Here is a 14,828-nt window from a genome sequence, read left to right on the forward strand (position 1 = left end):
GTGCCGATGCTTGTTTCTTCCCGCCTCCATCGAGGATAACGTCCGCGGCCGACACGCGGACCCGGGTCGCTCACGAGGCCCCCGGCGATCAGACCACCAGGCGCGGTTCGGTGAGGTCGCGGTCCGTCGCGAGCGCCCGGTAGGCGTCGGCGACCGCCGCGGCACCGCGGCGCAGATCGTCGGGTTCCCGCGTGTAGGGCAGGCGCACGAATCGTTCGAATGCGCCCTGCACCCCGAACCGGGGTCCCGCGGCGAGCAGCACCCCGTGGTTGGGGGCGATCGCGGCGAGCGCCGTCGACACCGGTTCCGGCATGCGCACCCACAGCGACATGCCCCCTCGCCCCACCGAGCACTCCCATCCCGGCAGGTGCGTGCCGAGCTCCTCGAGCATCACCGCCCGCTGATTCCGCAGCTGCGCGCGGCGCCCGGCGAGCAGTTCGTCGACATCGGCGAGCAGGTGCGCCGCGGCCAGCTGTTCCATGACGGGGGTGCCGAGGTCGACCGCGGTCCTCGCACCGGTGAGCCGGGTGATCAGGTCGCGGTCGGCACGGATCCAGCCGACCCGCAGACCACCCCACAGCGACTTGCCGGTCGAACCGATGGTCACGACCGAGTCACCGTGACCGAGAGTGTGCGCGTAGGACGCGACCGACGGGGGCGGCGGGGCGTCCAGCCACAGATCCACCATCGTCTCGTCGACGACGACAGTCATGCGGGTCTCGCGCGCGATGCGGGCGAGTTCGGCGCGACCGTCCTCCCCCAGGCACAGCCCGGTCGGATTGTGGAAGTCGGGGATCAGATAGGCCATGCGCGCCGCGGTCTGACGGGCGGCGCTGCGCAACCCGTCCGGGTCCCAGCCGCCGTCGGCGCCACCCTCCGGCCGCACCGGCACCGGGACCGGGCGGGCACCGTGCCGCCGGATCGCCTCGAGCGCGTTGGGGTAGGTGGGGTGGTCGACGACGACGCGGTCGCCGGGGTCGGTGAGCACCCCGAGCAGCAGTCGCAGCGCGTGCTGGGCTCCGGTCGTGACCATGATCTGCTCGACGCTCGTGGGCAGCCCGCGCTCGGCGTAGCGCTGCGCGATCACCGCGCGCAGGCCCGGGATGCCGATCGGTTCCACCCCGTGTCCGGTCAGATAGGCGGGCATCGCTCGCAGGGCCGCCGCGTAGGCGGCTTCGATCTCAGGTCCCGGTGCCGGCATCGACGCGTCGCTCAGATCGACCGCGTCCCCGACGGGCGTGGCGGCTCGATCCCGGTTCCTCACCGGTCGCGGGGCGTCGACCGGCTTCGCTACGACGCTCCGGGCGCCCTGGCGGCTGTGGAGGTAGCCCTGTTCCCGCAGGACGGTGTACGCGGAGGTGATGGTGGTGCGGCTCAGCGACAGCGCGGTCGCGAGTTCACGTTCGCTCGGCAGCGCGACCCCGAGTGGCACGCGGCCGTCGTGCACGAGCAACCGGATGCCGTCGGCGAGCGCCCGGTACGCGGGGCGCGCGTCGTCGGTGTCCTGCCAGGTGCCCAGGTCCCGTGCGAGAGAGCCGGCGCCGATCGCGCGAATCATCACCGGTCCAGTATGGCAGTCCAGTCGCGACCGGTGGCCATCTGTCGGCGGTCCAGTTCATACTGGGACGGTGACCGAACCCGGCGCCACCGACAACCGAGAACAATCGCCTTCGGCATTTGCGCTGTTCGACACCGCGATCGGCACGTGCGCGATCGTCTGGTCGGCGACCGGCGTCATCGGGCTGCAGTTGCCCGAACCCGCACCGGAACCGACCCGGGACGAGGTGCGGCGCCGATTCCCCACCGCCGCCGAGCATCCCCTGCCGCCGGCGATCGCGCCGATCGTCGAGGCGGTGACGGCGCACCTGGCCGGAGCCCCGGATGATTTGCGATGGGTGCCGGTGGACTACCGGGACGTCTCCGAATTCGACTGTTCTGTCTACGAATTCACCCGATCCCTCGATCCCGGTTCGACGGCGACCTACGGCGACGTGGCCGCGGCGCTCGGACGACCGGGCGGCGCGCAGGCGGTCGGCCAGGCGCTGGGCCGCAACCCGGTTCCGATCGTCGTGCCGTGCCATCGGGTGCTCGCGGCCGGTGGCGCCATCGGCGGGTTCTCCGCGCCGGGCAGTATCGTCACCAAACGCGAACTCCTCGCCCTCGAACACACACCGGGATTCGACGACCCGACGCTGTTCTGACCACGACGCTGCCCGGGCCGCACCGCTTCAGTGCCGCTCGCGCAGCGCCTGTCCCAAGTGCGCACGGTCGGTGACGTCGAGCTTCGTGCACGCCCGGTAGATGTGCCCCTCGACGGTGCGCACCGACACCACCAGTCGGTCTGCGATCTCCCGGTTACTCAGTCCGGTCGCCACCATCGTCGCGATCTCCCGCTCCCGACTGGTGAGCGGAAGCGGCTGTGCTGCAGCGAGAATCGCCGGCGTGGTCACGTGATCGCACTTCTCGGCGAGCGTGTTCGCCGCAGCAGCCGCATTCAGCGCCTCGTTCCGGCGGCCCGCGATCATCGCGGCCCGCGCGGCCTGGGCGTAGGCATCGGCGGCGTCGATCGGCATCCCGATGGACTCGTATTCGCGTGCAATCTCGTCGAGTTTCCGGAAATCGCCGGCCGCGACCGCCGCGGCCTGCGCGGCGGCGAGAGGCACCAGGCGTCCGTCGCACACCTTCGTGAGTTCGGCGAGCCGCTGCGCGGTGGTGGTGTCACCGAATCGCATCGCGGCGTACAACGCGAGCGCTTCGACACCGAATTGTCCGCTCTCCGAAGCGGATTCGGCGGTGGATCGGGCGGTGGCGAGCGCACGGGACAGTTCGCCGCGGGCCGCGAACAGCCAGGCCCGGGCGAGTTCGTGCTGCACCGCGTTGAGGAGCAGCGGACTGTGACGCGCGGCCGCGACCGCCAGGATCGCGTCGGCGTCGGCGGTGCGGCCCAGCAGCGCGTACGCCACGACCAGCGGCCCGTACGCGGGGAACACCCACGCGATCGCGTTCGTCGGCGGGCCGACACTCAGCGCCGCGATCGCCTGTTCGAGCCGGCGCGCCGCATCGGAGACCTTCCCCCGCGCCAGCTCGACGGCGGCGACCACGACACTGGCTTGCCCCCAGGCGAGATATTCGAGACTGCTTGCGCTGTCGAGGAACTTGCGGGCCCGGCGTTCTGCGGCATCCAACTCCCCCGCGAAGAGCTGGGCATTGACCGACGCCACCGCGGGCATGTAACGGAACAGTCCGTCGACCTTGTCGGCGATGGTGTCGTTGCGCGCCGCGGCCGCGCACGCGGCCGAGCTGCGTCCGGACACCCCGTGCGCCCAGAGCTGCGCGTAGGTGGCGAATTCGACGGCCCAGGGCAGCAGGTCCGGTTCGGCCATCACCGCGTCCGCCTCGGCGAGTCCTTCCTCGAGCCGGTTCCGCGAGACCGCGCAGGTCGCCGTCAGCGCGCGCACCGCCAATACCAGCGCGGGATGCTCCATGCGCTCCCGGAGCAGCGCGAGAACCTGCTCGGCCGTCGCGACGTCGCCCTTGCCGAAGAACAGGTTGGAAACGCGGGTCAGGCCCCACCGCAACAACTGTGCCGGGTCGAGTTCGTCCGGATCGAATCCGGCCAGCACGGTCTCGGCTTCGTCGCATCGGCCGAGCCACAGCAGTGTGCGGGCCAGGAGCTGCGCGGCGTCGAAGCCGCCTCCGGCACGCACCGCGGCACGCGCGAAACGCTCACCGAGACCGAAATCGGCGAGCCGGATCGCGCTGCGCGCCGCCGAGGTCAGCAATGCGATATCGGGTGCGCGGTCGCTCTCGAGGGCGAGTTCGGCGAGCCGGATGTGCGCGGCCGGGGTCGACAGGTCGGAGGACTGCAACGCCTCGACGAGCGATCCGCGCAGGCGCCGCGCCGCGGCCCGGCCGACGCCGGCGCGGATCACCTCGCTGAACAGCGGATGCGCGTAGCGGACCTCGAGCTGCGAACCGTCCTCGTGGATACGGATCAGGCCGCGCCTCTCGGCTTCCTCGATGGCGTCCTCGCTCGCGATGGACGCCAGGGTGTCGAGGTCGATCGGTTCGCAGAACGCGAGGAGCTGCAGGCAGCACAGCACGTCGTCGGGCAGCTGCGCGATACGGCTCTCGAGCAGGGCGGCGAGCTCGGAGGTGATGGCGGCCCGGCCGCGGAGCTGCCAGACACCGCGCTTCTCCCGGAGCGTGCCCGCCTCGAGGGCGCCTTCGACGAGATGCCTTAGGAACAGGGCGTTTCCGCCCGATGCCTCCCACATGCGGTCGGCGCTGAGTTCCTCGAGGGTGCCGCCGAGCACCGACTCGATGTACTGGGTGCTCTGTTCCCGGCTGAACGGGGTCAGTTCGAGGTGCTCGAGGTAGCCGTCCTTCCACAGCGAGGTCACCGCGTCCGGCACCGATTCGCCGGTGCGGACGGTCGCGACGATGTGCGCGACCCCGTCGATGGCGAGCTGGTGCAGGAACGTCGCCGACAACTGGTCGAGCAGGTGCGCGTCGTCGACGCCGATGACGATGCCCGTACCGTCCGCGAGCAGCGCTTCGCGGGCGGCGGCGAGGAAGTTGACGGGATCGCGCGAGGTCGCCGAGCCCACCAGATGAGCGAAGACGCCGAGCGGGATGCTGCGGGCGGACTCGGTGCCGGCCACCCAGCGCACCCCACCCGGCAGCGATGCGGTCGCGAAACGGGCGAGAGTGGTCTTGCCGACCCCGGCGGCACCGGTGAGGACCACCCCACACGTGCCGGCGTCGGCAGTGAGAGCCCGAAGTATGACGTCGAACTCCCCCTGGCGCTGAATCAGCGGCCACGTCTGACTCATGGCCAGGATTCTAGTCCCGGCAGCAGGCGCCTACAGCAACTCGGCGAAGACCACGAAACCGGCCGTTTGCCGACCTCAGGCCAGCACGTCGTGGCGCACGATGGTTTCGTCCCGGCCCGGTCCGACACCGATGCACGAGACGCGGGCGCCGGACAGCTCTTCGAGGCGCAGGACGTAGTTCTGCGCGTTCTTCGGCAGCTCCTCGAAGGTGCGGCACTGCGAGATGTCCTCCCACCAGCCCGGCATCTCCTCGTAGATCGGCTTGGCGTGGTGAATGTCGGTCTGCGTCATCGGCATGTCGTCGACGCGCACGCCGTCCACCTCGTAGGCGACGCAGATCGGGATGGTGTCCAGGCTCGACAGCACGTCGAGCTTGGTGAGGAAGTAGTCGGTGATGCCGTTGACGCGGGTCGCGTAGCGGGCGATCACGGCGTCGAACCAGCCGGTGCGGCGGGCACGGCCGGTGGTGACACCGACCTCGCCGCCCTGCTTGGCCAGGTAGGCGCCGTGGTCGTCGAACAGTTCCGTCGGGAACGGGCCGGAGCCGACGCGGGTGGTGTACGCCTTGAGGATGCCGAGCACCGTGGTGATGCGGGTGGGGCCGATGCCCGATCCGACCGCCGCGCCGCCGGAGGTGGGGTTCGACGAGGTCACGTACGGGTAGGTGCCGTGGTCGACGTCGAGCAGCGTGCCCTGCGAACCCTCGAGCAGTACGGTCTCGCCGCGTTCGAGCGCCCGGTTGAGTTCGAGCCGGGTGTCGGTGATGCGGTGCTTGAACCCTTCGGCCTGACCGAGCACCTCGTCGACGACCTGCTGCGGGTCGAGAGCCTTGCGGTTGTAGATCTTCGCGAGCACCTGGTTCTTGAACTCGAGGGCCGCCTCGACCTTCTGGGTGAAGATCTTCTCGTCCAGGACGTCGGCGACACGCACACCGACGCGGGCGATCTTGTCCTGGTAGCAGGGGCCGATACCGCGGCCGGTGGTGCCGATCTTCTTGGCGCCGAGGAAGCGTTCGGTGACCTTGTCGATGGCCACGTGGTACGGCATGATCAGATGCGCATCGGCGGAGAGCAGCAGGCGGGAGGTGTCCACCCCGCGCTCTTCCAGACCGGCGAGTTCCGTGAGCAGCACGCCCGGATCGACGACGACACCGTTGCCGATCACGTTGGTGACACCCGGGGTGAGGATGCCCGACGGGATCAGGTGCAACGCGAACTTGTCGCCGTTCGGAAGGACAACGGTGTGGCCGGCATTGTTGCCGCCCTGGTACCGCACGACCCACTGCAGGCGTCCGCCCAGTAGATCGGTAGCTTTGCCCTTGCCCTCGTCGCCCCATTGGGCGCCGATCAGGACGATTGCCGGCATCTCGCGGTCTCCTAAGCAGGTGTCGATGTGCGGGCGGTCTCTCGCCTGCAGGTCCTGCCGCCACCGGGCAGCAGCCGGGAGGACAGTCTAGTCGACGGCCGGTTCCTCCTCGTGCCCGGCGTCACCGAACGCCGCGCACGCCTTGCCCGAGGCTTCACTACAGTGGAGGCCACGCTGGATACCTGCCCGACCCGACCCGATCAGTTGCGAGGAGCCCTGTTGACCCCGGTAGTGCTCAAATGCGGTGAAACACCCGTACCGTTGGCGCTCACGCCGGTGACCGCAGTGTCCGCGCCCGCCCTGCCGGAGAAGGACGACTTCGAGTCCGTGTTCGCCAATCTCGAAGCGGTCGAGAATCCTCGCCTGATCGTGGTCGGCGGTGACGCCGCGTTCGCAGCCACCCTCACCCGGCTGATGCGCACCGACCGCCTGGCCGTGGAGCTGGCGTACGTGCCCGAGAAGCGCACGCCTGCCACAGAGGCCTACGGATTGCGGACGGGGTCGAAAGCGGCCGCGGAGGCACTGCAGGGAACGGCCCGGTCCATCCCGCTGATCCGCGACGACGCCGGGATCGCCCTGGTGGGCCGCGCGCTCGTCGAGGGCGACGGCCCCGATCTCGTCGGGGAAGCATACGTCGACGACACGCGGCTGTTCTCCGGCTCCGTTCCGGGCCTGCGCATCGAGCCGACACCGACGCTGCCAGGGCTGCGTGCGGCCGTCGATCGTCCGCGCTGGTTCGGCGGGTACCGGTGGCTGGAGGGACGTGCGGTGCAACTCGGCTCGCCCGGCGCATTGCTGACGCGGGACGGTGTCGCGAACTCCCGCGCGGTGAAACGCTCCACGTTCTACCGGCACGATCAGGACTGGCTGCTGGTGCGCTGACGAGCCGGTCCGCCCCGGCGGTCCTGCTCCCCCCGCGGTCCGCCGTGCGCGGACGTCGAAAATACTGCGCTGAAGCACTACTCGTGAGATCGCACAATCGGTCCCTGTGCTCGGCCGCACTTGGCTTGTCAATTCGATAGCCAGGGTCTACCGTTGCTGACTATGGAAGTCCATAGTCACATTGTTCGGCCGGTGACCTCTCCGACGACCACCCTTCCGGCCAGCACCGATCTCCCGTTCTCGTTCGACGCCACCTGGCAGGGATTCGGGGGTCTGCACGGCGGCTTGCTCGCCGGGGTGCTGCTGCAGGCCGCCGCGGCGGAACTCGATGCCGTGCCTGCCGCGATCACCGCGCACTTCTACGCGCCGGTGCCGCCCGGCCGGGTCGAAGTGCACGTCGAGCCGCTGCGCGCCGGTCGCACTGCGGGTGCGCGTGCCGTGCTCGGGAACGGTGCGGTAACCGGATTGGTGCGGCTGGTGCGCGATCTCGCGCCCGCTAGGTGGTCACCCGCGGCAGCGATACCTGATACCGATCCGCAGTCCCGGCCGGCGCTGGAGATACCCGTCGATTTCGTGCCGTTCTCGCAGTATCTCGACATTCGGCCGATCAATGCGGCCCGCCCGTTCGGCGGCGGTGCGGATCCCACGTTCGAGGTGTGGATCCGATTGCGCCCCGACGTGTTTCTACCGCCGATGATTCGCGCCGCGGTGCTGCTCGACGCCCTGCCCCCGGGTCTGTTCGCGACACGGACCGCACCGGTGCCGATTCCCACCGCGGAGTTCACGGCGCACCTGGCACCCGGTGCGCACGATGCGGCCGGCGAGTGGTTCCACCTGCGCCAGCACACGACGTGGGCGAGCGCCGACCTGTGCGTCGACGACACCGAACTGCGTTCGGCTGAGGGAGTACTCGTTGCTCAGGGCCGGCAGTTGCGTCGCATCATGGGTGGTTGAGCTGCGCGAGGCGTTCCCCAGCAGCGCGCAGCGCGGCCCGTAACGGGGCCGGGGCCAGCACCTCGACACCGCCGCCGAGAGCGAGGAACTGGTCGACCGCGACATCGGCACCCTCGAGCATGAGATCGACCGTGACCCAGCCGTCGTCGTCGGATGCGGTCGGCTCCACGTCGGCGGCTCCGGCCCCGACGACCTGCGCGAGTCGGCGCCATGCCCTCGGGGACAGACGAACCGTGCATGCGAACGTCCGTATCGCCCGGTCGAATTCGAGAGCCGACGCGGACCACCACCCGGCGAGATCGAAATCATCCGGGCGGCTTGCCGTTTCGTCGAGCACGACGGCATCGCCGATGCGGCCGACCCGGTAGCTCAGAATGCGGCCGCCGCGGCCGGCGACGAGATACCAGATACCCGCCTTGGCGACGAGACCGAGCGGGTCCAGGGTACGGATCACGACGGTATCGCCGCGCCGGTAGCGGATGCGGAGGCGGCGCCCCTCGAACACGGCGGTCGCGACGGCCGAAAGATGCTCGTTCCCATCGGCTTCGGTGAACCAGCCGGGTGCGTCGACGTGCACACGGTCGCGCTGGATCTGTGCGGCGCTGCGCAACGGCAGGGGCATCGACCCGAGCAGCTTCGACCGGGCCGCGTCCACCTCGACACCGAGTTCGGCGGCGAGGGTCGGCACACCCAGCAGCATCAGGGCGGCCGTTTCGGGCCGGGTCAGCCCGCTCAGCCGTGACTGCCAACCGTCGAGCAGCCGGATGCCGCCACCGGGCCCGCTCTCGGTCCACACCGGCACGCCCGCCGCGGACAACGCCCCGACGTCGCGGTAGACGGTCCGCACCGAAACCCCCAGCTCGTCGGCGAGGTGCTGCGCGGTGACGCCCGGGCTGCCCTGCAGGCGCAGCATCATCTCGAGCAGCCGGGCCGATCGCATGGCTCGACACTAGACGGCCGACGGCCGACGGCCGAAAATCCCTGACATAGGACGTCAGGGATTCACCGGCACAGTGGTCGCATGGCAACCTGGGGACAATTCCGTATCGAAGCACCCGAACTGGCCGAAGCGATCGCCGCACGCTGGTCGGCGCACAAGCATCACGTCCTGGCGACGCTGCGCCGCGACGGCTCCCCGCGGGTCAGCGGCACCGAGGTCGAGATCGTCGAGGACCGGCTCGCGATCGGATCCATGCCGGGCGCGCTCAAGGCCCGCGACCTGCAGCGTGACGGACGCTACGCCCTGCACGCGAATCCCGGCCACCACGACATGGCCGGCGGCGACGCGAAGGTCGCGGGACGGGCGCGGGAACTGCTCGGCGACGAGAAGAGCGCGTTCCTGGCGGCGTACCCGTCCGACGTGCCGGAGGGCCCGATGCACCTGTTCGAACTCGACATCGACGAGGCGGTGCTCGTCACGGTCGACGACAAGCTCCACGTCGATCTGTGGCGCCCGGGCGCCGGAGTCGTCCGATACGACCGCTGAAACCCGGCCCGCCCCCGTGCGTGGTTTCGGTAGCGGCCGCTACCGAAACCACGCACGGGTGACGGGAACCGTTCACCTGTCCACCCGACCCGACGGACCCCTCCCCCGGGAAGGCGCGCATACTGGGACCTTGTGCCCGGAGCGAGGAGGAGGCCGAGTGAACGACGAACTGTCCGCCTACCGTAGCGAGTTCACCCGCATCGAGAAGAAGGTGGCGGGGGAATTCCGTGCCGGTCGCCGGCAGTGGGCGCTCGCCGGATGCGTGGCGGTGCTGGTCGTCGCGCTGCTGCTGCCCCAAACCGAGACCGCGGCGTCGTGGACGGTGCTCGGCACGTGGTTCGGCGGGCACGCGACCGTCACGGTTCCGATGCGCATCTTCATCTCCCTGTCGCTCGTGTTCGGGGTCGTCGTGTCGACCGCGGCGCTGTCCCTGCGCCGGTGGCGACTGGCCGTCGCCGCGATGCTCGGCTCGGGTCTGTCGTCACTGTTCGGGCTGCTCGGGTACTGGTCGCAGAACGGCATGGAGACGTCGGCGCCGCATTCGCCGTCGTTCGGGATGGTGCTGGCGTGGCTCGCGATGGTGGTGCTGACCTCGCAGTGGCTGCCCGTCGTGCTCAGCAGGTCACCGACCGATATCGGACCCCGCCCCACGACCCTGTTCGCGCCGCGTTAGAACTCGTTCAGGCCCGCCGCAGCAGGTAGGTGTCCATCACCCACCCGCGCGCGGACTTCGATCGTGCCCGCGCCGCCTCGATACGTCCCCGAACCTCGGACAGGCGCCCGGCGACGAGCTCCTCGTCGGAGGTTCCGAGGTTCGCACCCCACCAGATGTCCCACTCCCCCGGCAGTTCGGTGCAGGCGAGGCCACCGTCGAGCATCACGACGAGGTTGTCGCCTCCCGCCGCGACATCGCGTGCCAGGCGACGACCGGTCGTGATGGTGATCGGGCCACCGATCCTGTTGAGCACCAGCCGGTGCCGCGCGGCGAGCATCTGCACGCTGCTGACGCCGGGGATCACGTCGTAGTCGAGGTCGACGATGCCGCGTTCACGGATGCGTTCGACGACGCGAATAGTGCTGTCGTACAGGCTCGGATCGCCCCACACCAGGAATCCGACGGTCTCGCCGTCGAGTACCTGTTCACGCAGCACCGTCTCGTAGGCCTCCGCGCGCGCGGCATGCCAGTCCCGAACCTCGCTGCCGTACCGCTCCGGTGCACGATCCCGCGGCGGGTCCGGCACCACGATCACCCGGTACTCGCCGGTGATGTGGCGACGGCAGATCTCCTCGCGCACCGACACCAGGTCGTCCACGCCGCGCTGCTTGTCCGCCACGAGGAACACGTCCACGTCGTTCAGCGCATGGACCGCTGCCACGGTCAGTTCGTCCGGGCCGCCGGGTCCGATTCCGATGAGGCGCGCCCTCATTCGCGGTCCTCGAGGTCCCCTTCGACGTCGAGGTAGGCCTGTTGCAGTGCCTGCATCGTCGCCGGGTCCGGCTCGGCCCACAATCCGCGGTCGGCGGCCTCGGTGAGCCGCTCGACGATGCCGCGCAACGCCCACGGGTTCGCCTCGCGCAGGAACCGCTGGTTCTCCGGGTCCAGCGCGTAGGTCTGCGCGAGACTTTCGTACATCCAGTCGGCGACGACCCCCGCGGTCGCGTCGTACCCGTACAGATAGTCGACGGTCGCGGCCAGCTCGAACGCACCCTTGTAGCCGTGCCGCCGCATCGCCGCGAGCCACCGCGGATTGACGACCCGCGCCCGGAACACCCGCGCGGTCTCCTCCGCCAGCGTCCGGGTGCGCACCGCATCGGGCGTGGTCGAGTCGCCGATGTACGCCTTCGGGTCGCTCCCGGTCAGCGCGCGCACGGTCGCGACCATGCCGCCGTGGTACTGGAAGTAGTCGTCGGAGTCCGCGATGTCGTGTTCGCGGGTGTCGGTGTTCTTCGCCGCGACCGCGATGCGCCGGTAGTTGGCGCGCATGTCCTCGGCTGCGGGGGCGCCGTGCACGCCGCGCCCGTACGCGAATCCGCCCCACGCCGTGTACACCTCGGCGAGGTCCTCGTCGGTACGCCAGTTGCCGGAGTCGATGAGCTGCAGGATTCCTGCGCCGTAGGACCCGGGCTTGGACCCGAAGATCCGGCGCACCGCGCGGTCCGGGTCGCCGTGTCCGGCCTCGTCGCGCCGGGCGTGTGCCCGGATGTAGTTCGACTCGTCGGGTTCCTCGAGGGCCGCGACCATGCGGATCGCATCGTCGAGCATCCCGATGACGTGCGGGAACGCGTCGCGGAAGAACCCGGAGATGCGGACGGTGACGTCGATGCGCGGGCGGCCGAGCTCGGCGAGCGGCACGACGGTCAGCTCGCGCACGCGACGGGACTCGGGGTCCCATTCGGGCCGGACACCGATGAGGGCGAGGACCTCGGCGATGTCGTCGCCCGCGGTGCGCATCGCGGAGGTCCCCCACACCGACAGTCCGACGGACTGCGGGTAGCTACCGGTGTCCGCGAGGTAACGCTCGACCAGTGCGTTCGCGAGCGCGACCCCGGTGTCGTAGGCGAGGCGGCTCGGCACGGCCTTCGGGTCGACGGTGTAGAAGTTGCGTCCGGTGGGCAGCACGTTCACCAGACCGCGCAGCGGTGAGCCGGACGGACCCGCCGGGACGTAGCCGCCGTCGAGGGCGTGGAGCACGGCGTCGAGTTCGTCGGTGGTCTTCGCGAGCCGCGGGACCACCTCCTCGGCGGCGAACGCGAGCACCCGTGCGACCTCGGTGTCGGTGCGCCCGAGCACGGATTCGACGGTCCGAGAAGCGGTTTCGGGGTCCCACCCGCCGTCCTCCATCGCCTGCACGAGTGTCCGGGCCTGCGACTCGATCGCATCCACCTCGGTCAGCGGCGCATCGGGTTTCAGGCCCAGCGCGGCACGCAGACCCGGAATCGCGTGTGCCTTGCCGCCCCACACCTGGGCGGCCCGCAGGATCGACAGCACCAGATTCACCCGCGCCTCGCCGACCGGGGCACCGCCGAGCACGTGCAGCCCGTCGCGGATCTGCGCGTCCTTGACCTCGCACAGCCAGCCGTCGACGTGCAGCAGGAAGTCGTCGAACTCCGCGTCGTGGGGCCGGTCGTCCAGCCCCAGGTCGTGGTCCAGTTTCGCGGCCCGGATCAGGGTCCAGATCTGCGCGCGGATCGCCGGGAGTTTCGCCGGATCCATCGCCGCGATGTTCGAGTACTCGTCGAGGAGCTGCTCCAGACGAGCGATGTCACCGTACGATTCGGCGCGCGCCATCGGCGGGATCAGGTGGTCGACGATGGTCGCGTGTGCGCGCCGCTTGGCCTGCGCGCCTTCACCGGGATCGTTGACCAGGAACGGGTAGATCAGCGGCAGGTTGCCGATCGCCGCGTCGGTCGCGCACGCGGCCGACAGCCCCGCGTTCTTGCCGGGCAGCCATTCCATCGAGCCGTGCTTGCCCAGGTGCACGACGGCGTCGGCCTCGAATCCGCGCTCCACCCAGCGGTACGCCGCCAGGTAGTGGTGCGAGGGCGCCATGTCCGGGTCGTGGTAGATCGCGACGGGGTTCTCCCCGAATCCGCGGGGCGGCTGGATCATCAGCACGACGTTGCCGGCCTGCAGGGTCGCGAGCACGATGGCCGCGTCGTCGCCGTCACCGTCGACGAACAGCGCACCGGGCGCCTCACCCCACGCCTCGGTCATCGCGTCGGTCAGTTCCGCCGGCAGGTCACGGGTCCATGCCCGGTACTGGGATGCACTGACACGCACCGGATTACCGGCGAGCTGGTCGGCGGTGAGCCACTCCTCGTCCTGCCCGCCGGCGTCGATGAGCGCGTGGATCAAAGCGTTTCCGGCCTCGGTGTCGTCCAGCGCGGGGTCGTCCATACCCGGAAAGCCCTCACCCAGGTCGTAACCCTGGTCACGCATGGCCCGCAGCAGCCGGATCGCCGAGACGGGGGTGTCCAGACCCACCGCGTTGCCCACGCGGGAATGCTTCGTCGGGTACGCGGAGAGCATGATCGCGATCCGGCGCTGCGCGGGCGGCACGTGCCGCAATCGTGCGTGCGCGACCGCGATTCCCGCCACCCGCGCGCAGCGTTCCGGGTCGGTGACGTAGCGCGGCAAGCCGTCGGCATCCAGTTCCTTGAACGAGAACGGCACCGTGATGATGCGCCCGTCGAATTCGGGAACCGCGATCTGGGTGGCCGAATCCAACGGGGAGACACCGTCGTCCGAATCGGCCCAGCTGTCCCGGCTCCAGGTCAGGCACAGTGCCTGCAGGATCGGGATGTCGAGCGCGGCCAGTGCCGCGACGTCCCAGGCCTCGTCGTCCCCGCCCGCACTCACCGTGGCCGGCCGGGTGCCGCCCGCGGCGAGGACCGTCACCACGAGTGCGTCGAGGGTGCCGAGTTCGGCGAGCAGATCGTCGGGTGCACCACGCAGCGAGGCACAGTGGATCACCACGGCCCGGGCGCGGCCGGTCGCGTCGATCGCGTCCGCGAGATCGTGCGCGAACTGCACGTTTCCGCTGGTGTGATGCGCCCGGTAGAACAGCACGCCCACCCGCGGCAGATCCGCGGTCGCCGGGTCGGGACGCTCGGCCACACCCCATTCGGGCAGCACCGCGGGGGGCTCGAAGCCGTCGCCGCCGAGCAGCACGGTGTCCGAGAGGAAGGCGTGCAGCTGCGCGAGGTTCGCGGGTCCGCCGCACGCCAGGTAGCGGTGCGCTTCCGCGGCGGTGCCGATCGGCACGGTCGAGTAGCCCATCAGCTCCCCGTCGGGAGTCTGCTCGCCGCCCAGGACGACCACCGGGACACCGTGCGCGAGTACCCGGTCGAGCCCCTCCTGCCAGGACCGGGCCGACCCGAGGATCCGGACGATCACCAGGTCGGAGCCCTCGAGCAGGGCGGGCAGAGCGGTCGGAGAGTCACCGGTCAGGTCCAGACGGGACGGGTTGCCGACCACCCAGGCAGCGCCGCTCGCCCGGGCCGACAGCAGGTCGGTGTCGGACGTCGACAGCAACGTCAGGCGCGCCACTGCGCGCCCCGGAACAGCACGAATACAGCCATGTTCAGTCTCCAAACCCTCGTGGACCTCGCGTGCCGTGGCCGGTCTCCTGGCTGACGGATCGACGCTGCTCGGCCGACCTTCCCGGAGGTGACTCCAGTGGTCTCCGCACCGGCGGACCGGCACGGACGAGGGCGAACAACTACCCGCTCACAGTGGCGAGGGCCGCGCCGGCTTCTCACCGGCTTCCCGAGCACCACGGCACGGCGAGCGTAGCGCACCGTTT

General features: G+C 70.3%; 11 protein-coding genes and 1 riboswitch. Of the genes, 5 read left to right on the plus strand and 6 right to left on the minus strand.

Annotated elements, in window-relative coordinates:
* Positions 1-88 precede the first annotated feature (88 nt).
* Positions 89-1,561 (minus strand): MocR-like transcription factor YczR, encoded by a 1,473-nt coding sequence (gene yczR, locus RZ1_RS18380; protein WP_072813941.1) that lies wholly within the window; start codon positions 1,559-1,561, stop codon positions 89-91.
* A gap of 67 nt (positions 1,562-1,628) precedes the next feature.
* Here yczR and RZ1_RS18385 point away from each other — a divergent pair, with 67 nt between their 5' ends.
* A complete protein-coding gene (locus tag RZ1_RS18385) occupies positions 1,629-2,201 on the plus strand; it encodes a methylated-DNA--[protein]-cysteine S-methyltransferase (RefSeq protein WP_072813942.1) in 573 nt (190 codons plus the stop codon).
* A gap of 27 nt (positions 2,202-2,228) precedes the next feature.
* On the opposite strand, the gene RZ1_RS18390 is transcribed toward RZ1_RS18385, so the two are convergent.
* The gene (locus RZ1_RS18390; RefSeq protein WP_072813943.1) at positions 2,229-4,835 is read right to left on the minus strand and encodes a helix-turn-helix transcriptional regulator; all 2,607 of its coding nucleotides are present in this window, start codon (positions 4,833-4,835) and stop codon (positions 2,229-2,231) included.
* A 75-nt stretch (positions 4,836-4,910) separates the two neighbouring features.
* Positions 4,911-6,200, minus strand: coding sequence for an adenylosuccinate synthase (locus RZ1_RS18395; RefSeq protein ID WP_072813944.1), 1,290 nt, complete (start codon positions 6,198-6,200; stop codon positions 4,911-4,913).
* Positions 6,201-6,431: 231 nt separating this feature from the next.
* Between RZ1_RS18395 and RZ1_RS18400 the strand changes: the two genes are divergently transcribed.
* Positions 6,432-7,082, plus strand: coding sequence for a hypothetical protein (locus tag RZ1_RS18400; protein WP_072813945.1), 651 nt, complete (start codon positions 6,432-6,434; stop codon positions 7,080-7,082).
* Positions 7,083-7,274: 192 nt separating this feature from the next.
* Positions 7,275-8,036: a thioesterase family protein gene (locus RZ1_RS18405; protein ID WP_072813946.1), complete on the plus strand. Its 762-nt coding sequence runs from the start codon at positions 7,275-7,277 to the stop codon at positions 8,034-8,036.
* On the opposite strand, the gene RZ1_RS18410 is transcribed toward RZ1_RS18405, so the two are convergent.
* The gene (locus RZ1_RS18410; RefSeq protein ID WP_072813947.1) at positions 8,023-8,976 is read right to left on the minus strand and encodes a helix-turn-helix transcriptional regulator; all 954 of its coding nucleotides are present in this window, start codon (positions 8,974-8,976) and stop codon (positions 8,023-8,025) included. The genes RZ1_RS18405 and RZ1_RS18410 overlap by 14 nt on opposite strands.
* Before the next feature lie 81 nt (positions 8,977-9,057).
* Here RZ1_RS18410 and RZ1_RS18415 point away from each other — a divergent pair, with 81 nt between their 5' ends.
* Positions 9,058-9,522 (plus strand): pyridoxamine 5'-phosphate oxidase family protein, encoded by a 465-nt coding sequence (locus tag RZ1_RS18415; RefSeq protein ID WP_072813948.1) that lies wholly within the window; start codon positions 9,058-9,060, stop codon positions 9,520-9,522.
* 157 nt (positions 9,523-9,679) lie between these two features.
* Positions 9,680-10,195: an Rv2732c family membrane protein gene (locus RZ1_RS18420; RefSeq protein WP_072813949.1), complete on the plus strand. Its 516-nt coding sequence runs from the start codon at positions 9,680-9,682 to the stop codon at positions 10,193-10,195.
* A 7-nt stretch (positions 10,196-10,202) separates the two neighbouring features.
* Here RZ1_RS18420 and cobF read toward each other — a convergent pair whose 3' ends face one another.
* Both cobF and cobN read right to left on the minus strand, forming a co-directional pair.
* Positions 10,203-10,949, minus strand: a complete 747-nt coding sequence (gene cobF, locus RZ1_RS18425) for a precorrin-6A synthase (deacetylating) (RefSeq protein ID WP_072813950.1) — start codon at positions 10,947-10,949, stop codon at positions 10,203-10,205.
* On the minus strand, positions 10,946-14,572 hold the full coding sequence (gene cobN / locus RZ1_RS18430; RefSeq protein WP_072813951.1) for a cobaltochelatase subunit CobN: 3,627 nt from the start codon (positions 14,570-14,572) through the stop codon (positions 10,946-10,948). Before cobN ends, cobF begins: the two co-directional genes overlap by 4 nt.
* 52 nt (positions 14,573-14,624) lie before the next feature.
* A riboswitch (cobalamin riboswitch) is annotated at positions 14,625-14,818 on the minus strand.
* Positions 14,819-14,828 lie beyond the last annotated feature (10 nt).

Source organism: Rhodococcus zopfii NBRC 100606 = JCM 9919 (assembly GCF_001895025.1).
In the GTDB taxonomy this organism is placed as follows: domain Bacteria; phylum Actinomycetota; class Actinomycetes; order Mycobacteriales; family Mycobacteriaceae; genus Rhodococcus; species Rhodococcus zopfii.